Annotated in this window: 22 protein-coding genes; 16 read left to right on the forward strand and 6 right to left on the reverse strand. The window is 74.5% G+C overall.

Annotation, left to right across the window (positions count from 1 at the left end; genetic code table 11):
- Positions 1–13: 13 nt before the first annotated feature.
- Together J2W20_RS16670 and J2W20_RS16675 are read left to right on the forward strand one after the other, a co-directional pair.
- Positions 14–682, forward strand: coding sequence for an alpha/beta hydrolase family protein (locus tag J2W20_RS16670; RefSeq protein ID WP_307007987.1), 669 nt, complete (start codon positions 14–16; stop codon positions 680–682).
- 67 nt (positions 683–749) lie between these two features.
- Positions 750–2,213 (forward strand): amidase, encoded by a 1,464-nt coding sequence (locus J2W20_RS16675; protein ID WP_307007990.1) that lies wholly within the window; start codon positions 750–752, stop codon positions 2,211–2,213.
- 93 nt (positions 2,214–2,306) lie between these two features.
- Here the strand turns inward: J2W20_RS16675 and J2W20_RS16680 are convergent, their stop codons facing one another.
- Both J2W20_RS16680 and J2W20_RS16685 read right to left on the reverse strand, forming a co-directional pair.
- On the reverse strand, positions 2,307–2,867 hold the full coding sequence (locus tag J2W20_RS16680; RefSeq protein ID WP_307007991.1) for an STAS domain-containing protein: 561 nt from the start codon (positions 2,865–2,867) through the stop codon (positions 2,307–2,309).
- Positions 2,864–4,078: a SulP family inorganic anion transporter gene (locus tag J2W20_RS16685; protein ID WP_307007993.1), complete on the reverse strand. Its 1,215-nt coding sequence runs from the start codon at positions 4,076–4,078 to the stop codon at positions 2,864–2,866. The genes J2W20_RS16680 and J2W20_RS16685 overlap by 4 nt, the downstream gene beginning before the upstream one ends.
- Positions 4,079–4,135: 57 nt before the next feature.
- On the opposite strand from J2W20_RS16685, the gene J2W20_RS16690 reads away from it, so the two are divergent.
- From J2W20_RS16690 to J2W20_RS16700, 3 genes are read left to right on the forward strand one after another with little or no spacing between them, the layout of a single operon-like run.
- Complete coding sequence (locus J2W20_RS16690; protein WP_307007994.1) at positions 4,136–5,554, forward strand: phytoene desaturase family protein; 1,419 nt, start codon at positions 4,136–4,138, stop codon at positions 5,552–5,554.
- Positions 5,555–5,563: 9 nt separating this feature from the next.
- Positions 5,564–6,799 (forward strand): class I SAM-dependent methyltransferase, encoded by a 1,236-nt coding sequence (locus tag J2W20_RS16695; RefSeq protein WP_307007996.1) that lies wholly within the window; start codon positions 5,564–5,566, stop codon positions 6,797–6,799.
- On the forward strand, positions 6,796–7,404 hold the full coding sequence (locus tag J2W20_RS16700) for an SOUL family heme-binding protein (RefSeq protein WP_307007997.1): 609 nt from the start codon (positions 6,796–6,798) through the stop codon (positions 7,402–7,404). Before J2W20_RS16695 ends, J2W20_RS16700 begins: the two co-directional genes overlap by 4 nt.
- Here J2W20_RS16700 and J2W20_RS16705 read toward each other — a convergent pair.
- Positions 7,401–8,336 (reverse strand): phosphotransferase, encoded by a 936-nt coding sequence (locus J2W20_RS16705; protein ID WP_307007998.1) that lies wholly within the window; start codon positions 8,334–8,336, stop codon positions 7,401–7,403. The two genes, J2W20_RS16700 and J2W20_RS16705, sit on opposite strands and share 4 nt — an antisense overlap.
- A 139-nt stretch (positions 8,337–8,475) precedes the next feature.
- On the opposite strand from J2W20_RS16705, the gene J2W20_RS16710 reads away from it, so the two are divergent.
- From J2W20_RS16710 to metE, 9 genes are all read left to right on the forward strand, one after another.
- A complete protein-coding gene (locus J2W20_RS16710) occupies positions 8,476–9,684 on the forward strand; it encodes an ROK family transcriptional regulator (RefSeq protein WP_307008001.1) in 1,209 nt (402 codons plus the stop codon).
- A 60-nt stretch (positions 9,685–9,744) separates the two neighbouring features.
- Positions 9,745–10,764: an AAA family ATPase gene (locus J2W20_RS16715; RefSeq protein ID WP_307008003.1), complete on the forward strand. Its 1,020-nt coding sequence runs from the start codon at positions 9,745–9,747 to the stop codon at positions 10,762–10,764.
- Positions 10,765–10,774: 10 nt separating this feature from the next.
- Positions 10,775–11,659 (forward strand): DUF58 domain-containing protein, encoded by an 885-nt coding sequence (locus tag J2W20_RS16720; RefSeq protein WP_307008005.1) that lies wholly within the window; start codon positions 10,775–10,777, stop codon positions 11,657–11,659.
- The gene (locus J2W20_RS16725; RefSeq protein ID WP_307008007.1) at positions 11,649–12,116 is read left to right on the forward strand and encodes a hypothetical protein; all 468 of its coding nucleotides are present in this window, start codon (positions 11,649–11,651) and stop codon (positions 12,114–12,116) included. Before J2W20_RS16720 ends, J2W20_RS16725 begins: the two co-directional genes overlap by 11 nt.
- Entirely contained in the window at positions 12,107–13,087 is a 981-nt protein-coding gene (locus J2W20_RS16730; RefSeq protein ID WP_307008009.1) for a vWA domain-containing protein, read from the forward strand. Before J2W20_RS16725 ends, J2W20_RS16730 begins: the two co-directional genes overlap by 10 nt.
- Positions 13,084–14,079 carry a VWA domain-containing protein gene (locus J2W20_RS16735; protein ID WP_307008010.1) on the forward strand — a complete coding sequence of 332 codons (996 nt, stop codon included), beginning with the start codon at positions 13,084–13,086 and terminating at the stop codon, positions 14,077–14,079. The genes J2W20_RS16730 and J2W20_RS16735 overlap by 4 nt, the downstream gene beginning before the upstream one ends.
- Positions 14,076–14,927: a hypothetical protein gene (locus J2W20_RS16740; protein WP_307008012.1), complete on the forward strand. Its 852-nt coding sequence runs from the start codon at positions 14,076–14,078 to the stop codon at positions 14,925–14,927. Before J2W20_RS16735 ends, J2W20_RS16740 begins: the two co-directional genes overlap by 4 nt.
- A gap of 294 nt (positions 14,928–15,221) precedes the next feature.
- Positions 15,222–16,172: a methylenetetrahydrofolate reductase gene (locus tag J2W20_RS16745; protein WP_307008014.1), complete on the forward strand. Its 951-nt coding sequence runs from the start codon at positions 15,222–15,224 to the stop codon at positions 16,170–16,172.
- A gap of 33 nt (positions 16,173–16,205) precedes the next feature.
- On the forward strand, positions 16,206–18,614 hold the full coding sequence (metE, locus tag J2W20_RS16750; RefSeq protein WP_307008015.1) for a 5-methyltetrahydropteroyltriglutamate--homocysteine S-methyltransferase: 2,409 nt from the start codon (positions 16,206–16,208) through the stop codon (positions 18,612–18,614).
- 63 nt (positions 18,615–18,677) lie between these two features.
- Here the strand turns inward: metE and J2W20_RS16755 are convergent, their stop codons facing one another.
- Genes J2W20_RS16755 through J2W20_RS16765 form a run of 3 tightly spaced genes read right to left on the reverse strand, consistent with a single transcriptional unit; the run spans position 18,678 to position 20,994 of the window.
- A complete protein-coding gene (locus J2W20_RS16755) occupies positions 18,678–19,181 on the reverse strand; it encodes a DUF2004 domain-containing protein (protein ID WP_307008016.1) in 504 nt (167 codons plus the stop codon).
- A gap of 42 nt (positions 19,182–19,223) precedes the next feature.
- A complete protein-coding gene (locus J2W20_RS16760) occupies positions 19,224–20,039 on the reverse strand; it encodes a DUF72 domain-containing protein (protein WP_307008017.1) in 816 nt (271 codons plus the stop codon).
- A 10-nt stretch (positions 20,040–20,049) separates the two neighbouring features.
- Positions 20,050–20,994 (reverse strand): LysR family transcriptional regulator, encoded by a 945-nt coding sequence (locus tag J2W20_RS16765; protein WP_307008018.1) that lies wholly within the window; start codon positions 20,992–20,994, stop codon positions 20,050–20,052.
- Between the two features lie 367 nt (positions 20,995–21,361).
- On the opposite strand from J2W20_RS16765, the gene nrdH reads away from it, so the two are divergent.
- Both nrdH and nrdI read left to right on the forward strand, forming a co-directional pair.
- On the forward strand, positions 21,362–21,610 hold the full coding sequence (nrdH, locus tag J2W20_RS16770) for a glutaredoxin-like protein NrdH (RefSeq protein ID WP_307008019.1): 249 nt from the start codon (positions 21,362–21,364) through the stop codon (positions 21,608–21,610).
- A 55-nt stretch (positions 21,611–21,665) separates the two neighbouring features.
- Entirely contained in the window at positions 21,666–22,157 is a 492-nt protein-coding gene (nrdI, locus tag J2W20_RS16775) for a class Ib ribonucleoside-diphosphate reductase assembly flavoprotein NrdI (protein WP_307008020.1), read from the forward strand.
- Positions 22,158–22,171: the final 14 nt, after the last annotated feature.

The following is a 22,171-nucleotide window of genomic DNA, read 5'->3' on the forward strand; positions in this document are numbered from 1 at the left end:
GCAGGATAGTCGCATGGCTGAACATGGCGAGCGCCTCACGATCCCGACCCCCCTCTCCGACGTCTCCGGTGTCTACGCCCGCCCGGAGGGGGCGGACGCCACCGTCGTGGTGGCCCACGGCGCCGGTGCGGGGATGGACCACCCGTTCATGGTCGCGTACGCCGACGCCCTCAACGCGCTCGGGCTGGCGACCCTGCGGTTCAACTTCGCCTACAGGGAGGCGGGGAAGAAGCTGCCCGACAGGGCCCCGAAGGCGATCCCCGTCTGGGCGGCCGCCCTCGAGGAGGCGCGGCGCCGCTCCGCCGGGGAGCCGGTGTGGGCCGCGGGCAAGTCGTTCGGCGGCCGCATGGCCTCCCTCGCGGTCGCCGAGGGCGCCATGGCCCCTGCCGGGCTCGTGTTCCTCGGCTACCCCCTGCACCCGGCCGGGAAGCCCGAGAAGCTGCGCGACGAGCACCTGTACGGGATCACGCTGCCGATGCTGTTCCTCTCCGGCACCCGCGACGCGCTCGCCGGGGCGGACCTGCTCGAGGCGGTCGTCGCGAAGCTCCCCACGGCCGCCCTCGCATGGCAGGAGGGCGGCGACCACTCCTTCGCCGTCAGGGGCGCCAAGCGGAGCCCCGAGGAGGTCGTCGCCCCGCTCGCCCGGCAGACGGCCGAGTTCGTGCGCCGCGGCGCCAGCTAGGCGGTCCGATCCGCGGCGGCCGCACCGGCCCTTGCGCCGCCGTCGGCCCGGTGGTCCTCTGGGACCTGTGGACGAGGAACTGCGCTGGAGCGACGGGCTCGCGCAGGCCGACCTGGTGCGGTCAGGGCGGGCGAGCCCTGCTGAGCTCGAGGCCGAGGCCCGTGAACGCATCCGCCGGCTCGGCCCGGGGCTGAACGCGCTCGTGTGGGAGGCCGGGCCGGGCGGGGCGCTCCCGCGGCCGCCGGTGGCCGCGCATGACGCCGGCCTCCCGCCGCCCGCTGGGGGCGCGCCCTTCGCCGGGGTCCCGTTCCTGGTCAAGGACCTTGCGCTCGAGATCGCGGGCACGCCCTTCCGCGAGGGCCCGCGCTGGACCGAGGGCACCGTCTCGGCCCACACCCAGGAGCTCGCCCTGCGGCACGCCCGCGCCGGCCTCGTGACCTTGGGCAAGACTGCCACCTGCGAGTTCGGCCTCGCCCCGCACTGCGAGCCGGCGCTCCACGGGCCGGTCCGCAACCCCTGGGACCCAGCGCGGGCGACCTCCGGCTCGAGCGGCGGATCCGCGGCCGCCGTCGCTGCAGGTATCGTGCCGCTCGCCCACGGCGGAGACCTCGGCGGGTCGATCCGGTACCCGGCGGCCTGGTGCGGCGTGTTCGGCTTCAAGCCGAGCCGTGGCCTCGTGCCCGAGGGCCCCGAGTACGGCGACATCGTGGGCGGGCTCGCCGCGGAGCACGCACTCACCCGTTCGGTGCGCGACTCGGCCGCGCTCCTCGACGCCGTCGCCGGGCCCGCCCCCGGCGACCCGTACGCCGCTGCCGGCCGCCCAGGCGGCTGTTCCGAGGCGCTCGCGGCGGGGCCCGGGACGCTGCGGGTCGCCGCGACCGCGCGGCCGAACGCCGGGCAGCCCGTCGATCCGGCCTGGGCCGATGCGCTGGAGGACACGGTCGCGCTGCTCGCCCGGCTCGGCCACACGGTCATCGAGGGTGCGCCGGATCCGCTGGGCCGCAGCGGGCACCGGGCGATCCGAGCGGTCTACGGAGCGGCCTCCGCCTGGGTGTGCGCGTACTGGACCCGGCGGACCGGCCGGCCGCCCGCGGACGGGGAGATCGAGCCGTCCACGCGCGCCCTCTTCAATCGGGGCGCCCGCATCGGCGCCGGGGAATACCTGTCCGGGGTGGAGGAGCTCCAGCGCTTCGCCCGCCGCGCCGCCGGGTTCTTCGCCGACGTCGACGTCTGGCTCACGCCCACGATGGGCGGCCCGCCGGTGCCGCTCGGGACGCTCACCGGCACCGACGAGGAGCCCCTGCGCGGGGAGGCGGCCGCCGGCGGCTTCCTCATGTTCGACGCCGAGTACGCGAACATCACCGGCGGCCCGGCGATGAGCGTGCCCGCGGGCCTGGACGGGGACGGGCTCCCGCTCGCCGTCGCCTTCCTCGGCCGCCCGGGGGAGGACGCGCGTCTCATGGCACTGGCCGCGCAGCTCGAGGCCGTCCGTCCGTGGGCCCATCTGCACCCGCCCGTGCTGCACACCTGAACGAGGGGAAGGAGCCCTTCGGCCAGCCCGTCAGCTGGGTCCTGACCGCCGCGTCCGTGCTCTCGACCGCCGCGGCCGTGCTCTCGGCCCGCCTCAGCCGGCGGGCGGGGCAGGCGGGGGAGGCTCCTGCACGCCGTCGTGCCTGTCCGGGTCGTCGCGGTCGGCGCGGAGGGTCCGCACCGCGGCGCTCACCGTCGGGTAGAAGTGGTCGACGCCGAATCTCGCCCGGGTGCCGAACCGCACGAGCCTGTCCTTCATGGGGCCCTTCAGCTCGGCGAACACGAGCTGGATGCCGCGCTGGGCGAGCCACTCGTCCAGCTCGATGAGCTCCTCGAGCGCCGTCGTGTCGATGCCCGTGATCGGCTCGGCAGCGAGGACCACGTGGGTCACGGGCCGCCCCGCGGCCTTGACGAGCGAACGGAGGAAGTCCGTGAGCACCGAGCCGTTGGCGAAGAAGAGCGGCGCGTCGAACCGCGCGAGGATGAGGCCGGGGAGCCGCGTGCCCTCGGGGTGCCGGGAGAGGTCGTGGTAGCCGGGAACCTCATCGAGATGGCCCAGCTCGGCGCGGTACGGGGTGAACGCGCGGCGGACGAACTCGAGCAGCGCAAGCCCGATCGCGACGAGGATGCCCGGGAGCACACCGAGCGTCGTCACGCCCACGAAGGCGGCCGCATCACCGCGGCCTCGCTCCGGCTCATCCGCGCGAGCCGGACGATCTCGGGCGCGTCCACGAGGCCCACCACGGCCACGATCACCACCGCCGCGAGCGTCGCGGTCGGAATGTAGGAGGTGAGGCCGGGGGCGAGGAGCATGAACGCCAGGACGAGGGCGGCTGCCACGACGCCCGTGAGCTGGCTGCGGGCCCCCGCCGCCAGGGCCACCGGCGTCCGCGACCCGCTGGCCGAGACGGGCAGGCCGCCGAGGAGCCCGGTCACGGCGTTCGCCAGCCCGATCGCGCCCAGCTCCCGGTTGCCCGAGACGTCGCCGCCGTACCGCGACGCGAGGCTCTTCGACAGCACGCCCGAGTCAGCGAACGTCATGAGGGCGATCCCGGCCGCCGGGACCACCAGCGCCAGGGCGTCTTCCAGGACGACGCCGCGGAACGGCGGGGGCGGCAGCCCGGAGGGGAGGGCGCCGGCCACCGCGGTGCGGGTGCCGAGGCCGAGCAGCCACGTGGCCGCCGCGGAGCCGACCACGGCCGCGAGCATCCCCGCGAGCCGCCATCCGAGCAGGCCGGCCGCGGCGATGACGGCGAGCGACCCTGCGCCCACGGCCACCGAGACCGGATTGGCCGCGGGGAGCGCCCCGGCCAGGGCCACGAGCTGCTCCCACGGGGTGGCGCCCGAGGCGTGGAGCCCGGTCAGCGTGGCCAGCTGCGAGGCGAAGACCACGAGGGCGAGCCCGCTGAGGTACCCGAGCCGGATCGGCCGCGACTGCAGCTGCGTCACCACCCCCAGCCGCAGGAGGGAGCCGGCCACCATGAGCGCGCCCATGAGCAGGGCGAGGAGGCCCGCGAGTGCGACCGCCCGCTCGGCGCTGCCGGCCGCGAGCGGCAGGACGGACGCCGCAATGAGGGGCGCCAGCGCCGAGTCGGGCCCCAGCACGAGGACGCGGCTCGGGCCGACGAGCGCGTACACCGCCATCGGGACGACGGTCGCGTAGAGCCCGGTGACCGGCGGCAGCCCCGCGGCCTGCGCGTACGCCATGCCCGCCGGGATGAGGAGCGCGAACAGCCCTGCTCCCGCCACGACGTCGTCGCGGAGCCAGCGCGGCTCGTAGTGCCGCAGCCATGGCGCGAGGGGGATCCGGCGCTGCAGCCGGCGAGCCGCCGCTGCACCGCGCGCCCGCCACCGATCCACGCCCATGCTGGGATGATGTCGCTCCGCAGCACGCCCCGCCAGTGCCGGTGGCAGGATGGGAGGGTGAGCACAGCCATCGTCGTCGGCAGCGGGCCCAACGGGCTCGCCGCAGCCGTGCACCTGGCCGCCCACGGCGTCCAGGTGCGGGTGCTCGAGGCCCAGGACGAGATCGGCGGCGGATGCCGCTCCTCCCAGCCCACCCTTCCCGGGGTGGTCGCCGACGACTGCTCGGCCTTCCACCCCCTGGCCGCCGCGTCGCCGTTCCTCACCGGGCTGGGGCTCGAGGAGCACGGCCTGCGGTGGCTGTGGCCCGAGGTCCAGCTCTCCCACCCGCTCGACGGCGGCCGCGAGGCAGTCCTGTGGCAGGACCTGGGCCGCACCACGGAGGGGCTCGGCGCGGACGGCCCCGCGTGGGACGCCCTCGTGGGCCGCGCCGCCCGAGGCTTCGGCACCATCGTCGGCGAATTCCTCGGCCCGCTGCTCCATGTGCCCCGGCATCCGCTCGCCCTCGCCCGATTCGGCGCCGACGCCGTCCTCCCGGCAACGCTCACGGCCCGCCGGTGGAGCGGCGAGGAGGCCCGCGCCCTGTTCGCCGGCATCGCCGCGCATGCCTTCGCGCCCCTGGACGCGCCTCTGACCACCTCCGTGGGGCTCGTCCTCGCCGCATCCGCCCACGCCGTCGGATGGCCCGTCGCCGAGGGCGGCTCCGGCGCCATCGCGTCCGCGCTCGCCGCCCGGCTCTCGCAGCTCGGTGGGACCCTCGAGACGGGGGCCCCCGTCACGGAGGCCGGCGAGCTCGACGGGGCGGACCTCGTCCTCCTCGACCTCGCCCCCGGGGCCGCGGCCCGGCTCCTCGCCCGGCGCCTCCCCGCCGGCACGGCCTCGGCCTACACCCGCTACCGCCACGGGCCCGCGGCCTTCAAGGTCGACTTCGCCATCGAGGGGGACGTCCCGTGGCAGGCGGAGCACTGCCGCCGGGCCGGCACCGTGCACCTCGGCGGCACGCTCGAGGGGATCGCCGCGGCGGAGGCTGAGGTGGCCCGGGGCCGGATGCCCGCCCGGCCGTTCGTGCTCGTGGGGCAGCAGTACCTCGCCGATCCCTCGCGTTCGCGGGACGGCATCAACCCCGTCTGGGCCTACGCCCATGTCCCGCAGGCGTACCCGGGCGACGCGACGGAGGCGCTCACCGCCCAGATCGAGCGGTTCGCCCCCGGGTTCAGAGCCAGGATCCGCGCCACCGCCGTGCGCGGGCCCGCGGCGCTCGAGGCCCACAACGCCAACTACGTGGGCGGGGACATCGGCACCGGCGCCACCTCGGGGTTCCAGCTGCTCGCACGCCCGCGCCTGGCCGCCAACCCCTACGCGACCGGGGTCCCCGGCGTGTACCTGTGCTCCGCGGCCACCCCGCCCGGGCCGGGAAGCCACGGCATGTCCGGCTACCGCGCGGCACAGGCAGCGCTCGGCTGGCTCGCGCGCCGCTAGGGTGGACAGGTGCACGACCCCCACAGGACCGCCTTCCCCTTCGAGGACCTGCGCCGGCGCCCCGACGTCGAAGCCCCCAACCTGCAGGCCTTCGACGCCACCGACAGGCTCCTCGGCGCCCGCGGCCTCGAGCAGGCGGGGGCGCGCGGACTCGCCGGGCGGGAGATCGCCGTCATCGGCGACGCCTACGGCGCTATCACGCTCCAGCTCGCCGCCGCCGGGTACGCCGGCGTCCGGGTCCACCAGGACCTCGTGACCGGCCGGGCCGCGCTCGCGGGCAACGCCGTGGCGCTCGGGCTGGCGGGCAGCTACGAGGAGCACGAGCTGGACGCCGGCCTGCTCACGGGCGCCCGGCTCGTCCTCGCCCAGCTGCCGAGGGGCCTCGCGGAGCTCGAGGAGCTGGCCGACGCGGTGGCCCGCTGGGCGGCCGACGACGTCGTGCTGGCCGCCGGCGGCCGCGTGAAGCACATGACGCTGGCCATGAACGGCGTCCTCGCCGCCCGCTTCACCGAGGTGGCGGCGGAGCTCGCGGTGCACAAGTCCCGGCTCCTGACCGCCGCCGGGCCGCGCCCCGTCCCCGAGCTGGCGCCCTTCCCGGTATGCGCAGCGCACGGCGACGTCGGCCTGACCTTGTGCGCGTACGGCGGCGCGTTCGCCGGTGCGCGCCTCGACCTCGGCACCCGCTTCCTGCTCGGGTTCCTCGACCGGATCCCCGGCGGCCCCGCGACCACTGCCGTGGACCTCGGCTGCGGCACCGGCGCCCTCGCGGCCGCCTACGCCCTCCGGCACCCCGGCGCGCGGGTCGTGGCCACCGACCGCTCCGCCGCGGCGGTCCGCTCGGCGCGCGCCACCGTGGAGGCGAACGGGGTAACCGGCCGCGTCGCCGTCGAGCACGACGACGCCGGGGAAGACCTGCCGGAGGCGTGCGCCGACGTCGTGCTCCTCAACCCGCCCTTCCACCTTGGTGCGAGCGTCCACGCCGGGGCGGGGCTCAAGCTCATCGCCGCAGCCGGCCGGCTCCTGAAGCCCGGCGGCGAGCTGTGGTGCGTGGCCAACAGCCACCTGGGCTACCGGGCCGCGCTGCAGCGGGCGGTGGGCAGGACGGAGGTGGCCGGGCGCAACCGGAAGTTCACCGTGACACGCTCCGTGCGCCGCGCCGCCGCCCGGGACGCCCCCGGCGCGGACTCCCGCCCGGAAGGCCCTTCTCGTCCTCCGGCTCCCGGCGTACCGTCGGAGGGGCCATGACCGAACAGCAGCCCTACGAGCTCCTCCGCCGCTACGCGGACTTCGAGCTGCGTCGCTACCCCGCCCACACCGTGGCGGAGGTCGAGGTGAGCGCATCCTTCGACAGGGCGGGCAACGCCGCCTTCCGCCGCCTCTTCAACTACATCAGCGGCAGCAACACGGCCCGGCAGCCCCTGGCCATCACCGCGCCCGTGGTGCAGGAGGCCGGTCCAGGCCGCCTGCCGTCCCAGAAGGTGGCCATGACGGCCCCCGTGCTCCAGAGCGGACCGCTCGACGCCGGTGCCGCCGGCCGGGGTGCCCCAGAGGAGGGCGCCTACGTGGTCGCGTTCGTGCTCCCCGCCGGCATCACGGAGGAGTCGGCGCCGGTGCCCGCCGATCCGCGGGTGCGGATCCGGTCGGTGCCGGCCTCCACGGCCGCCGCGCTGCGCTTCTCCGGGCGCGGGTCCGGGGCGGCGTTCGCCCGGCACGCCAGGGAGCTGCGGGAGGCCATGGCCGCGGCCGGCCTCGAGCCCTCGGGGGCGCCCCGGTTCGCCCGGTTCGACCCACCGTTCAAGCCCTTCTTCCTGCGCCGCAACGAGGTCGTGCAGGACGTGGCACGGGCCTAGCCGCCGGCGGCCGGCCCGTTCACCGCGAAGTCTCCGAGGAGTTCGGCGAGCGTGTCCTCCCCGCTGGCCGCGACGGCAGGATCGCTGCCTTCCGTCACCGCCGCGATGAGGCCGAAGTGCAGGGCCCAGCCGGCCGCCCTCAGCCAGCAGGCGTGGTCGTAGGCGGCACCCAGCCGCGCCCTGAAGGCAGCCCGGTCCCGGAAGCCGAAGAGCTGCCACGCGCACGCGAGGTCCACGGCCGGGTCGCCGGCGCATGCGTCGCCGAAGTCGATCACCGCGCTGAGCCGGCCGTCCGCGCCGAGGAGCACGTTGCCGGGGTGCAGGTCCCCGTGCACCCACCGGCGCGGGCCCTGGTGCGCAGCGGCACTCCTGAACCCGTTCCAGAGCCGCGCGAGGGCGTTCGCATCCGCCCGAGCGGCCGCGCGCGCGAGGCGCCCGCGCACGGCGGCGTCGATCGAGTCGAGTCCGCCGTCGCGGAACGGGTTCGCCGGCGCCCCCGCGGACGCGGGAGCGTGCAGCGCCACGAGAAAGGACGCCAGCCGGGCGGCGGCGGCCCCCCGCAGACGGGCCGGGACCGCGAGCGCGGGGAGGCCGTCCGCCCAGAGGCACACGCTCCAGTCCCACGGGTAGCCGCGTCCCGGACGGCCACGGCGCACGGGCAGCGGCAGCCCGATGTCGACGCCGGCCGCCGCGAGCCGGGCCGCCGCAGCCGGGACGACCTCGAGCTCCTTGAGCAGCAGGGGGGCGGCGAGCGTCCGCCGCGGGAGGCGCACGCACAGGTCGCCGCCGAGGCGGAAGACGAGGTTGTCCCAGCCGACGGCGGCCGGCCGCAGCGCCAGGTCGGCGAGGTCAGGATGCTGGTCTGCCAGGAGCCCGGCCACCAGATCTGCGGTGACAGGGACTTCCTGCTCTGGTACGGAAGTCGCCGGCATGCATGATCCTCGGTTCGGCGGTGGGACAATGGCCTCCACGGTAACGTACTCCGAAGTAGCTCGTCCGTGATTCTGCCGAGAGGACCCAGTGACGGAGACCCGCCAGTCAGCCGCCCGACGTGGGACCAATTTGCCCCGCATGGGCGACTTCAACCTCACCGTGATCCTCGATGCCATCCGCCGGTCCGAGTCCGGCCTCAGCCGGGTCGAGCTAGCCCAGATCGTCGGGCTGTCGCCGCAGACCATCTCCAACATCTCGCGCCGCCTCCTGGACCAGAAGCTCATCGTCGAGGCCGGGAAGGAGGGCTCCGGGCCGGGCAAGCCGCGCACGATCCTCAGGCTCAACCCGCAGGGCATGTACGCCCTCGGGGTGCACCTCGATCCGAGCCTGGTCACCGTCGTGCTCCTCGATCTCGTGGGCCGGATCGTGGAGAAGGAGATGTTCGTGACCCCCCGCAGCCACGAGCCGGACGAGGTCGTCGCCGCGATCGCCCGGTCTGTCGAGGGGCTCCTCGAGCGCTCCGGCATCGCCCGCGAGCTCGTGGCCGGCGTCGGCGTGGCAGCACCCGGGCCGATCGACCTGGACCGCGGCGCCGTGGTCGGTCCGCCGCTGCTGCGCGGCTGGGTCGACGTCCCGCTGCAGGCGATGGTCCAGGAGGCCACCGGCCTGCCGGCCATCATGGACAAGGACGTCACCGGCGCCGCCGTCGCGGAGACCTGGACCGGGGCACCCGGCGGGGCGGACAGCTTCGCCTTCTTCTACCTGGGCACCGGGCTCGGCTGCGGCCTCGTCCTCGGCGGCGAGGTCTACCGGGGCAGCTCGGGCAACGCCGGCGAGATCGGGCACATCATCGTGGACCCGGACGGCCCGGAGTGCTTCGACGGGTGCGGGATGCGCGGGACGATCGCCACCGTGCTCGAGCCGGTGCGGCTCGTCGGCGAGGCCATCGAGGCAGGGGTGCTCCTCCCGCTCGGCGACGAGCCCACGGCCGGGGACTTCCAGGAGGCCTTCGCGCACCTGAGCGGCCTCGCCGGCAGGGGCGACGAGCACGCCGTCACGATCCTGAGCGCGGCCGCGCGGAAACTCGCGTGGGCCGCCGCCGTCGTCGGCAACCTCCTCGACGTCGACCGGATGGTCTTCGGCGGGCCCTTCTGGGCACCGGTGGCCGATTTCTGCCTCGAGGTGCTGCCCGACATGGTCAACGGCCTCCTGGCGGCCCGGGGGATCTACCGGGTCGAGATCGCCGGGACCGGGCTGGGCGAGGACGTCGGCGCCGTGGGGGCCGCGTGCCTCGTGCTGGAGCGTGCGCTCGCGCCGAGGGCAGAGCGGCTCCTGCTCGGCGGGTAGCATGGGCACCAAGCCGCCGGCGCAGGCGCCCAGGCGGTGCGGGCACAGGAGGGGGACGCCATGCTCCAGCACGTCGACGGGGTGCCGCCGGCACCGCCGCTGAGCGCCGGCGAGCTCGGAGAGGCGGCGCGGGTCATCGCCGCCGTCTCCCGCCAGTTCGAGGCGAAGGTGGTCGGCCAGGACCGCCTGCGGCAGACCCTGCTGATCGGCCTCCTCACCGGCGGCCACGTGCTGCTCGAATCGGTTCCCGGGCTCGCCAAGACGACCGCAGCCTCGACGCTCGCGGACTCGATCCGGGGCTCCTTCCGGCGCATCCAGTGCACCCCCGACCTCCTGCCGAGCGACATCGTGGGCACGCAGGTCTACGACGCACGCGACGCGAGCTTCACCACCCAGCTCGGCCCCGTGCACGCCAACATCGTGCTCCTCGACGAGATCAACCGGTCGAGCGCGAAGACGCAGAGCGCCATGCTCGAGGCGATGCAGGAACGCCAGACCAGCATCGGCGGCGAGGTCCACCGGCTCCCGGAGCCCTTCCTCGTGCTCGCCACCCAGAACCCCATCGAGCAGGAGGGCACCTACCAGCTCCCCGAGGCGCAGATGGACCGGTTCATGCTCAAGGACGTGCTCGACTACCCGACGCCCGAGGAGGAGGCCGAAGTCCTCCACCGGATCGACCGGGGCGTCTACGCCGCTGACGCCTCGACCGGGCCAGCAGCGGACCTCAGCGAGGTGGCGGAGCTCCAGGCCGCCGCGCGCCGGGTGTACCTCGACCCCGCCATCGTGCGCTACATCGTGGGGCTGACGTACGTGACCAGGCACGCAGACCAGTACATCGACCCGCGTCTGGCGGGCTACATCGAGTTCGGCGCGAGCCCCCGCGCCTCGATCGCCTTCGCCGCCGCGGCGCGGGCGGCGGCCCTCCTGTCCGGGCGCGACTACGTGGTCCCCGAGGACGTCAAGTCGCTCGCGCACCGGGTGCTGCGCCACCGGGTCATCCTCGGCTTCGAGGCCGCCGCGGACCACGTGCTCGTGGAGACCGTCATCGACGCCCTCGTCGCCGCCGTGCAGACACCCTAGGGCGCCCCCAATGCGGACCAGCCTCGTGGCGAAGGTCGCCTCGAAGATGTTCATCTTCGCCCACCGCCGGGCGCGGACGATGCTCGACGGCGAATACGGTGCGGTGTTCCGCGGCCGCAGCCTCGACTTCGACGACCTGCGTGCCTACGCGCCCGGCGACGAGATCCGCGACATCGACTGGAAGGCGTCCGCCCGCGTCGGAGCGCCCCTCGTGCGGAGGTACGCGGCCGTCCGCAAGCAGACGGTCGTCCTCGTGGCGGACACCGGGCGGGGCATGGCGGCGGTGTCCCGCAGCGGGGAGCCCAAGCGCGAGATCATGCTCATGGCCCTCGGCGTCATGGGCTACCTCGCGTACCGCCACGGGGACCAGCTGGCCCTCGTCGCGGGGGACTCCTCGGCCACCGCGGCCCACCCGCCCCGCACGGGCCAGGCCCACCTCGAGCAGATCCTGCGCCGGCTCCAGTCCTCCGCCGGCACCTCCGCGTCCCGCAGCGACCTCACGGCCCAGCTCGCCCACGTCGCCCGCACCGTCCGGCGCCGGGGCCTCCTCGTCGTCGTCGCCGACGAAGCAGTCCTGGACGACGAGGACGAGGCGCTCCTGGCTCGCCTCGCCGTCCAGCACGAGATCCTCTGGATCACCGTCCTGGACGCCGAACTCGTCGGCGCCGCCGCACCACGGCGGAGCTACGACGTCGACGGCGGCGCGCTCCTCCTCGGCCGGCTCGCCGCCGAGGAGGAGGTGGTCCGCGAGTACGGGCGCCTCATGGCCGAGCGCACCGAGCGCCGGGAGCGGATCCTGAACCGCCTCGGCATCGTCGAGGGACGCCTCGGCTCCGTCGACGAGGTCCTCCCGGGCATCTTCCGGCTCCTGGAGAGGCACCGCCGTGCCCGCTGACACCCCGTTCTACGGACCCCTCGCCTACTCGGGCTTCTGGCTCTTCCTGGGCCTGGCGCTCGCGGCCGCCGCGGTCGGCTGGGTCGGCTACGCCGTGGTCAGCACCCGGCCGCCCCGGCCCGTGGCGGACGCGTCCATCCCGCGCTTCCACGCCTCGCCGGGCCTCCGCCGCGTGTACCTCGGCAGGATCGAGGAGATCGCCGAACTGCTCGAGGCCGGGGAGATCGGCTCCCGCACCGCCGCCCAGGAGCTCTCGCGGATCGTCCGCGGATTCGTGCAGGAGGCCACCGGCGTCGGGGCCTCCCGCATGACCCTCGAGGAACTGCGCCGGCAGCCGGTCCCGGCGGTGGCCGCCGCCGTCGAGCGCTTCTACCCGGGCGAGTTCTCCGCCCCGGGGGAGCCGGATGCCGAGGCCGCCCTCGGCGCCGCCCGGACGGTGGTGGGCTCGTGGATCTGAACTATGCATGGCTCCTGGTGCCGGGGGTGCTGGCCCTCCTCGGCGCCGCAGCCGTGGTGCTGTGGAGGCGGAAGGGCACGGACGACGCCGTTCCGGTCGCCCACGGCGACCGGCTCGCCGCCCTGCCGAGCTACCGGCGGCTCGTGCGGAGGCAGCGGATCTGGCTCGCGGTCGTCGTCGGCGCCGCCCTCGTCCTCGCGGGGGCGCTCCTCGTCGCGGCCGCCCGGCCGATCCTCGCCTCCTCCCAGCGGCCCGAGCAGCGCAGCCGCGACATCATCCTGTGCCTGGACACCTCGGGGTCGATGAGCCGGGCCGACTCGGCGATCGTGGACGTCTTCGCCTCCATGGTCCGGGACTTCCACGGCGAGCGGATCGGCATGACGATCTTCGACGGCAGCGGCGTCCAGGTCTTCCCCCTCACCGACGACTACTCCTACATCGAGGAGCAGCTGGGCCGGGCCCAGACCGCCTTCGACCAGCGCGGGGGCGACCCGTCCTTCTTCGAGGGCACCTCCGAGGGGCGCGGCACGTCCCTGATCGGCGACGGCCTGGCTGCGTGCGTGATGAACTTCCCGCGCCTCGGCACCGAGAAGCGCTCCCGCTCGGTCATCCTCTCGACGGACAACTACCTCGCCGGACGGCCGATCTTCACCTTGCAGCAGGCGGCCGACCTCGCGACCTCGAGCCAGGTCAAGGTCTACGCCCTCAACCCCGCCGACTTCGGAAGCACCACCCCCACCCAGGAGACCCTCGGCCTGCGCACCGCGGCCGAGTCCACCGGCGGAACCTACTTCCCGCTGCGGAGCACCACCGCCGCACGCAGCATCATCGCCCAGATCCAGGCGAGCGAGGCGACCGCCACGAAGGCCGCGGCCCGCGGACTGGTCGCAGACAAGCCGGAGGTGCCGCTGGGCATCGCCCTCGCCGCGGGCCTGGTGCTCGCCCTGGGCCTGTGGAGGGCGCGGACATGACGGTCCTGCCCGTGATCCCCTGGTGGGCCGCCCTCGCGGCCAGCATCCTCGTCCTCGGCGCCGTGGGCTGGGCCGCCTGGCGCGCCCTGGCCGCGGGCCGGCCGCGCGTGCCGTGGATCCTCCGGTGCCTGCTGGCCGTGTTCCTCGTCGCGGCCGTGTGGCGGCCGGGCATTCCCGGCGCCGAGGCGCAGGGCGCCGCGAGCGATGTGAACGTCTTCTTCGTCGTCGACCTCACCACGAGCTCCGCCGCGGAGGACTACGGCGGCAGGCCCCGCCTCGAGGGCATGCGCGCGGACATGGCTGCCATCGCCGAGCGCCTCGCAGGGGCCAAGTTCGCCGTCATCACGTTCGACACCAGGGGCAGCGTCAGGATGCCCCTCAGCGCGGACACCTCCGCCCTCGAGACGACCGCCGAGACCATGCGCCCCGCCTACTACGTGTACTCGCAGGGCTCGAGCATCACCGCGGGCGCCGACGCCCTGCGGCAGCGACTCGAGGCATCGGCCCACGACGCCCCGGAGCGCCAGCGTGTGGTGTTCTACCTCGGCGACGGAGAGCAGACGAGCGCGGGCGCGCCGGCCCCGATGGGGATCGACCGCGGTCTCGTCAGCGGGGGAGCGGTGCTCGGGTACGGCACGGCCTCCGGCGGCCGGATGCGGGAGAACGCGCCGGATGCGCAGGGCGAGCAGCCGTACCTGCTCGACCCGACCACCGGCGCGGACGCCGTCAGCCGGATCGACGAGGACGCCCTGCGCGGGCTCGCGGGCCAGCTCGGGGTCCCCTACGTGCACCGCGGTCCCGGGGACGCCGTGGATGCGGCCCTCGTCCAGGCGCAGCCCGGGACCCTGAGGCCCACCGCCGAGTCGGGGCTGTTCGGCCGATTCGAGCTCTACTGGATCTTCGCCCTGGCGGCGTTCGGCCTCACCCTGGCCGAGGTCGTCCGGTCGGGCCGTGCGCTGCTGGAGGTCCTGCCGGTGCGGAGGCCGGGATGACGGCGCTGCTGGGACGGCGCCCCCGGAGCCGACCGGGTCCCGCCGAGGAGAGCCCAGACCGGCGCGCTGCACGGCTGCAGCGCCGGTCCCGGCTGCTCCTGGGCGGCCTGCCGTTCGTCCTGGTCGCCCTCCTGGCGGCCGCCAAGCTGCTGGGCATGAACGCCTACGCCCAGGAGGCCATCGTGGCCTTCGACGGCAAGGACGCCGCCGGCGTCGCCTCAGGCGCGGCGGGCATGGGGTTCCTCGACGTCGTCGAGACGCACAAGTCCCACTTCGCCGCCGGCGACGCCGCCGTCGTCGCGGGGGACTGGACGCGGGCCCGCGCGGAGTTCGAGGAGGCGCTGCGCCGGACGGGTCCCGACGACGAGTGCACGGTGCGGGTCAACCTGGTGCTGACCATCGAGAAGCTCGGGGACGCGGCACGGGACGCGGGCGACACCGCGAAGGCGGGGATGCTCTACCGCGACGGGGAGGCAGTGGCCGAGGCCGCCCCGCAGGGCTGCTTCCAGCAGAACAGCCCGCAGAACCAGCAGCAGCAGGGCCAGAGGCTCGGCGAGGCCAAGGAGCGGCTGCAGGGCAAGCAGGGCGCCCCTGGCCCCTCTGGCCAGCCGGCCGGACCCCCCCGCCAGCAGGACCAGCCCGGGCAGCAGGGCACCCCCGGCCCGCAGGGCCAGGCGCCCGCGCCCTCGGCGGCGCCGTCGCCCGGGCAGGGCCAGACGCCCGAGGACCAGCGGCTGCGGAACCTCGAGCGCAAGTCGCAGGCCGGCCAGCAGCAGCGCTCGGACGGGCAGCAGCGCAACGACTACCTCGACAGCCCGCCGTCGGCCCCGGTCGACAGGCCCTGGTAGCAGTCACATTCCGTCACTGCAGGACACATTCCGGCGGGGGCTTGATGGAGCCGTGCCTGCCTTTCTAGGCTCGTAGGCAAGTTGCTCGTGCAACGTGTCAGCGATCCCCCTCAGCGGGGATGTGGGTGCCCCCGTGTGGGCCTGACATTTGCCGCAGGGACCAGTCCTGGTCGTACAGCGCCAGCCGCGGCGGCGCTCTAGGAGCGGACCTTCCCTGCGATCCCTGAAGAACCCTGCCCTGGCGATGCGCCGTGCCCCGGCGCGCCAGTGCAGACCGGACACCCAAGGATGCAGATGTCACCACCGACCCTCATCGACGTACCCGGCGCCGCAGCACCGGCGCCCATCGCCCTCTCCTACGAGCTGTTCCCACCGCGCAGCCCGGCGGCCTCGCAGAGCCTGTGGACCACCATCCGCGAGCTCGAGGCCACCGATCCCGACTATGTCTCCGTGACGTACGGGGCAAGCGGGTCCAACCACGACACCGCCCTGGACCTCGTGGACCGCCTCCAGCTCGAGACCACGCTGCGCCCGCTGGCCCACCTCACCTGCGTCGGCGGGACGCCCGAGGAGCTCACCGGCGTCGTCAACGAGCTCCTGGACCGAGGCGTGCGCGGGATCCTCGCCCTGCGGGGGGACGCCCCGCGGGACGGCGCCCTTCCACGCGGCGCGCTGCGCCACGCCCAGGACCTCATCGAGCTGATCCGACGGGCCGAGGGCCGCCGGTGCGCCCAGTTCGCGGCCGGCAAGGTCGCGATCGGCGTGGCGGCGTATCCCACGCGCCACCCGGAATCGCCCAGCGAGGTCCACGACATCGAGGTGCTCCTGGCCAAGCAGCGCTCGGGGGCGGACTTCGCCATCACGCAGGTCTTCTTCCGCGCCGAGCAGTACGCCTCGCTCGTGCACCGTGCACGGCGCGCGGGGGTGACGATCCCCATCATCCCGGGGATCATGCCCTTCACGAGCCTGCGCCGCGTCGAGAAGCTCGCCCAGCTCTCCGGCGTCGCCCCCGACCCCGCGCTCGTCGACAGGCTCCGTGCCGCCGGCGGCGATGCGGCGGCGGTCCGCAGGATCGGCACCGAGGCCAGCGTCCGCCTGGCCGAGGCCGCGCTCGCCGCCGGCGCCCCGGGCCTGCACCTCTACACCTTCAACGAGCACGGCGCGGCGCTGGACGTCCTCGCCCGGCTCGACCTCCCGCGGCCCCGCCGGCCGCTGCTCGCGGCCCGCCACCGGGCCGCCGTCTGACCCCCTGACCTCTCCACCACCAAGGACTCCACCATGACTGCCCAGCACACCCCTGCCCAGTTCCCGTCTGCCACCGTCCTCGGCTACCCGCGCATCGGCCGCCGCCGCGAGCTCAAGAAGGCCGTCGAGGCCTACTGGGCCGGCGCCAGCTCCCTGGCAGAGCTCGAGGCCTCGGCCGAGGCGCTCCGGCTCGCCACCGTGGACCGCCTCGCCGAGCTCGGCCTGACCGGCACCGCCGCCGTCCCCGGCACCTTCTCCTTCTACGACCAGGTCCTCGACACGCTCGTCGCCCTCGGCGCGGTCCCGGCGCGCTTCGGGACGCTGCACGACGGCGACGGCCGCCTCGGCCTCGACGCCTACTTCACGCTCGCCCGCGGCACCGCCGAGCAGCAGCCGCTGGAGATGACCAAGTGGTTCGACACCAACTACCACTACCTCGTGCCCGAGATCGGCCCCGAGACCGAGTTCTCGCTCTCCTCGGAGCGCATCGTCGAGGAGTTCTCGCTCGCCCTGGCGCACGGGACCGTCACCCGGCCCTACCTCGTCGGGCCCGTCACCTTCCTCGGGCTGTCGAAGGCGTCCGACGGCGCGCCGGCCGGCTTCGCGCCGCTGTCCCGCCTCGAGGACATCCTCCCGGTCTACGCCGAGCTCCTCGAGAAGCTCGCCGCCGCAGGCGCGCCGTGGGTCCAGCTCGACGAGCCTGCCCTGGCGGCCGACCTCGACCTCCCCGGCGGCACCTCGCCCGCCGAGGTGAGCGCCGCCGTCGGGCGCGCCTACGCCGCCCTCACGGCGCCGGCCGCCGGGTCCGGGCGCCCGGCGATCCTCCTCTCCGCCCCGTACGGAGGCCTCGGCGAACAGGCCGCCGCCGTGGCCGCGACGGGCGTCGAGGCCGTGGCGCTGGACCTGTTCAAGGGCCAGCTGCCCGCGAACCTCGGGCAGTTCGCCGGCAAGACCGTCGTGGCCGGGGTCGTGGACGGCCACAACATCTGGCGCAACGACCTCGCAGCCTCCGCCGCCACGCTCGACGCCCTCCGCGAGGCCGGCGCGCGCCACGGCTTCGAGGTCGCCGTCGCGACGTCCACCTCGACCTTCCACGTCCCGCACGACGCCGAGGAGGAGACCCAGCTCGACCCGCAGCTGCGCAGCTGGCTGGCCTTCGCCGACCAGAAGGTGCGCGAGGTCGTGACACTCGCCGGCCACCTCGCCGCTCCGGGCTCCCAGGACGCGGCCCTGGCGGAGTCCTCGCGGATCCTCGCCACCCGCGCCGAGGCGCCGGGTGTGCGCCGGCCCGAGGTCCGCGAGCGCACCGCGGCCCTCACGGCCGAGGACTTCTCCCGCTCCGGGTACGGCGTCCGCGCCCAGGCCCAGGAGGCCGTGCTCGAGCTGCCCCCGCTGCCCACCACGACCATCGGCTCCTTCCCGCAGACCGCCGAGGTCCGCAGCGCGCGCGCCCGCCTGACAAAGGGCGCGATCGACGAGGCCGAGTACGAGCGGCTCATGAAGGACGAGATCGCCCGGGTCATCGCCCTGCAGGAGGAGCTCGGCTTCGACGTGCTCGTCCACGGCGAGCCCGAGCGCAACGACATGGTCCAGTACTTCGCAGAGCACCTCGACGGGTTCGACGTGACGGTCCACGGCTGGGTGCAGTCCTACGGCTCCCGCTGCACGCGCCCCTCCATCCTGTGGGGCGACGTCTCCCGGCAGGCCGGCCCGTCGATCCTCTGGGGCGACGCGGAGAGCGCCGCGCCCATCACCGTCCCGTGGGCCGCCTACGCCCAGTCCCTGACCGACAAGCCCGTCAAGGGCATGCTCACGGGCCCCGTCACGATCCTCGCGTGGTCATTCGTGCGCGACGACCAGCCGCTCGCGGAGACCGCCAACCAGGTGGCCCTCGCCCTCCGCGACGAGATCGCCGACCTCGAGGACGCCGGCATCCGCATCATCCAGGTCGACGAGCCGGCCCTCCGGGAGCTCCTGCCCCTGCGCGCCGCCGACCGCCCCGCGTACCTGGACTGGTCCGTCAAGGCCTTCCGGCTCGCCACGGGCGGGGCCGGCGACGCGACCCAGGTCCACACGCACCTGTGCTACTCGGAGTTCGGCGTGATCATCGACGCGATCGACGGCCTCGACGCCGACGTGACCTCGATCGAGGCCGCCCGCTCCCGCATGGAGGTCGTCACCGACCTCGAGGCGCACGGATTCGGGCGCGGCGTGGGCCCGGGCGTCTACGACATCCACTCGCCCCGCGTACCCGGCCAGGAGGAGATCGAGGAGCTGCTGGCCCGGGCCGTCGAGCACGTCCCCGCCCGGCAGCTGTGGGTCAACCCGGACTGCGGGCTCAAGACGCGCGGCTACGAGGAGACCGAGGCCTCGCTGCGGAACCTCGTGACGGCGGCGAAGGTGGCCCGGGCCGCGCTCGCGGACGTGTCCTCGGCCGTCTGAGTGCGGTGACACGCTGCGGGGCCCCCGGCGCGCCGGGGGCCCCGCAGCCGTGTCCGGCGGGACTCAGTCCCAGAGCACCTCGTCGTCGACCACGCCGTCGGCGTCCGCCGCGGCCACGAGCACCTCGTCCGTGAAGTGCTCGCCGAGGGTGAAGTCGAGCACGAAGTACCGCTCAGGCTGGGCCGGGTAGATGCCCACATGGGCGACCCGGAGGGCCTTGAGGAACACCTCGTCCGTGATGTCCCGGGCACGGTCCACGCCGAAGACGGACCGGACCTCGCCGTCGTCCACGTTCTGGCAGTGGAACCGCCGGTACTGCTCCGCGGCGCTGTCCTCGTCCTCGAGCTGCTGGCTGATGAGCTCCCGGACGGACTCGACGAGCTCGGGGAGGAAGCGGAGGCGGTAGTCGACCTTGTGCAGCGCCGCCTCGTCCAGCCGGTCCTGGGCGGTGATGTTGAGGTCGAGCTCGACGGGGACGCCGTCGAGGGTGAACCTGCCGGCCACAGCCCTCCCGGCGCTGGGCGCGAGGGCGATCTCACCGAAGTGCTGGCTCACTGCCGTCTCCATGACAGAACGATAAGCCCGCACCGGCGCGGCAGGCCAGCGTCCCTAGGCGAGCCGCGCGAGCAGCGCCGCCGCGTCGTGCGGGGCCCGTCCGTCGGCGTCGTTGTCGAAGTAGACGTAGGCGTCGCGGCCGGCGGCGAGCCAGTCCCGCACGCGCCCGGCCCACCGGTCCAGCGAGGCCTCCGAGTAGCCGCCCCCGTAGAGGCGGCTCTCGCCGTGCAGCCGGGCGTACCGGATCCCGGAGGTGTCCGCGTCGACCTCCGGCCACGTCCCGGCGCTGTCGGAGGCGACCATGCAGATGCCCTCCCGCGCGAAGAGCTCCCGCGCCTCGGCGCCGGCGAAGCTCTCGTGGCGGGGCTCGACGGCGTGCAGGATGGGGCCGTCCGCGGCAGCCTCGACGAGGGCCCTGTCGTCGGGGACCTTGGCGTCGTGGCGCGCGGCGAGGGCCGCCGCGTCCGCCGTGGTGCGCGGTAGGAGGTCGAAGAACTCGGCCAGCCGCTCTGCGTCGAACGCCATCCTCGCCGGGAGCTGCCAGAGGACCGGGCCGAGGGTGTCGCCGAGGGCGAGGACGCCGGAGGCGAGGAAGTTTGCGAGCGCGGTCTCGGCGCCGCGCAGCTGGAGCATGTGGGTGATGTAGCGGCTGCCCTTGACCGCGAACACGAACCCCTCCGGGACGGCGGCCTTCCACGCCTCGTAGGAGGAGGGCCGCTGGAGGGAGTAGAACGAGCCGTTGAGCTCGGCTGAGGTGAGCCGGCCGGCGAGGTAGGCGAGCTCGTCCGCCTGCCGCAGGCCCTTCGGGTAGAAGTCGCCGCGCCAGCTGGCGTACCGCCAGCCGGAGGTGCCGATGAACGCGCGGGCCATGGCGGACACGCTACCGGTCCGCCGGTCCGCGCCCGGCCCGCGCGGCGCGGACGGGCAGCGCCGCGAGCTGCTCGGCCACGAGGTCGAGGAAGAGCCGGGTGGCGGAGTCCGCGGCGGCGTGCGGTCGGAGGGCGAAGATGTTCCGTGCGAGCCGGATCTCCGGCACGTCGACGAGCACCACCCCCTCGGGGGTGGCCTGGAGCGCGAGCTCGGGCACCAGGGCCGCGCCCAGCCCCGCCGAGGCCAGCCCGAGGCTCGCGTTGAAGTCGTCGCTGTAGGCCACCACCCGCGGGGCGAGGCCGCAGCCGGCGAAGAGCCGGTCGATCACGGTCGCGTCGGACGTGCCCGGGTGGTGGACGATCCACGGCATCCCGCCCAGCTGGTCCGCGGTGACCCGGGCGCCGTCGGCGATGCCCCAGGACTGCGGCAGGACCACGTGGAAGGGGTCGTCGCCGATCCAGAGTCGCTCCGCGGTGTGCGGCCAGGCGAGGCCGCTCTGGCCCACCTGGTAGACGAGGACCACATCGAGCCCGCCGCCCGAGGCGAGCCTGCGGATGGTGTCCCCGGGCTCGGCCACGGACACGTGCAGGTCGAGTCCGAGCCGGCGCCACCGCTCGCCGCTGAGGACGCGGGGCAGCACGTAGGTCGCGAGGCTCGGGAAGATGCCGAGCCGGAGCTCCCGCCCGGCCGCGTCCGCGGCGCGGGCCGTCGCCGCCTTGAGCGCGTCGATGTCCGTGAGGACCTTCTCGGCGTGGCGGATCATCACGAGGGCGGCCTCGGTCGGGACGATGCTGCGCGGCGTGCGCCGGAAGAGCTCGACGCCGGTCTCGCGCTCGAGCGCGGCCATCTGCTGCGACACGGCCGACGGCGTGTACCCCAGCTGGGCGGCGGCCGAGGCGAACGAGCCGAGGCGGACCACTTCGATGAGGGTCGTCAGGTGCACAGGGTTGACCACGTCGTCTCCTTCCGGCCGCGACCCGCCCAGCCTACGACACACCGCGACACGCCGTGGGATGGGCGACACGCCCCCGGGCTCGGGTGTGGGAACCGGGCATCCACAGCCTGTGGACGCAGGGCCCTGAAGGGCGGGAATACGGGCATCCGGCGGTGCATTAAATGTGGGTCGGCTGTGGACTCACGGGGTGAGGAATGACATACTTGTAAGACAACATCTTGGGGTCCTCGGCAGCAGGGTGCACTACATGTAGTATCGAGGGCACCGAGGTGCGCAGGACTGGATCACAGGGCTGTCAGGGCGGCCGTCGGTGCGGCAGCGGCGAACGCCTCGGCTGGGGAAGCTTTGGAGAATGGGGTAAGGATTCATGAACGTCACGGTCTACACGAAGCCGGCCTGCGTGCAGTGCAACGCGACCTACCGTGCCCTCGACAAGAAGGGCATCGCCTACCAGAGCGTCGATGTCACCCAGGACCCGGAGGCCCTCGAGCGCCTCAAGGCCATGGGGTACATGCAGGCGCCCGTCGTCGTCACGGACGCCGACCACTGGTCCGGCTTCCGCCCGGACAAGATCGCGGCGATCGCCGAGGGCAGCTCGGCAGCCTCGGTGGCCTGACCCACGGCGTCGGGCGTGCCCCGACTCCACCGTCCCAACGAGGGAGCGCGCTGAGATGACCTCCCAGGTCCTCGCCGCGGCCGACGCCGGGGCCACGGGTTCGGATGCCGGATCCCGCCCCACGTCGGCGCGACTCATCTACTTCTCCTCTGTCTCGGGCAACACTCGCCGGTTCATCGACAAGCTCGGCCTGGAGGCCGCGCGGATCCCCCTTCACCAGGGTGATGCGGCCCTCAGGGCCACGGCGCCCTTTGTGCTCGTGGTCCCGACGTACGGGGGGACCGGGGGAGCGGGATCCGTGCCCAAGCAGGTCATCAGATTCCTCAACGACCCGCACAACAGGTCGCTCATCCGGGGCGTCATCAGTGCCGGCAACACGAACTTCGGGGACAACTACTGTGCGGCGGGAGACATCGTCGCCGCCAAGTGCCACGTCCCCCACCTCTACCGATTCGAACTCATGGGCACGCCCGACGACGTGGCCCGGGTCACCGAAGGATTGGACGCATTTTGGACACGACTCTCGAAGAGCCAGCAGTCGCCGTGACGGCAGATCCCAAG

It is taken from the genome of Sinomonas atrocyanea (assembly GCF_030812675.1).
GTDB classification, from domain to species: domain Bacteria; phylum Actinomycetota; class Actinomycetes; order Actinomycetales; family Micrococcaceae; genus Sinomonas; species Sinomonas atrocyanea_B.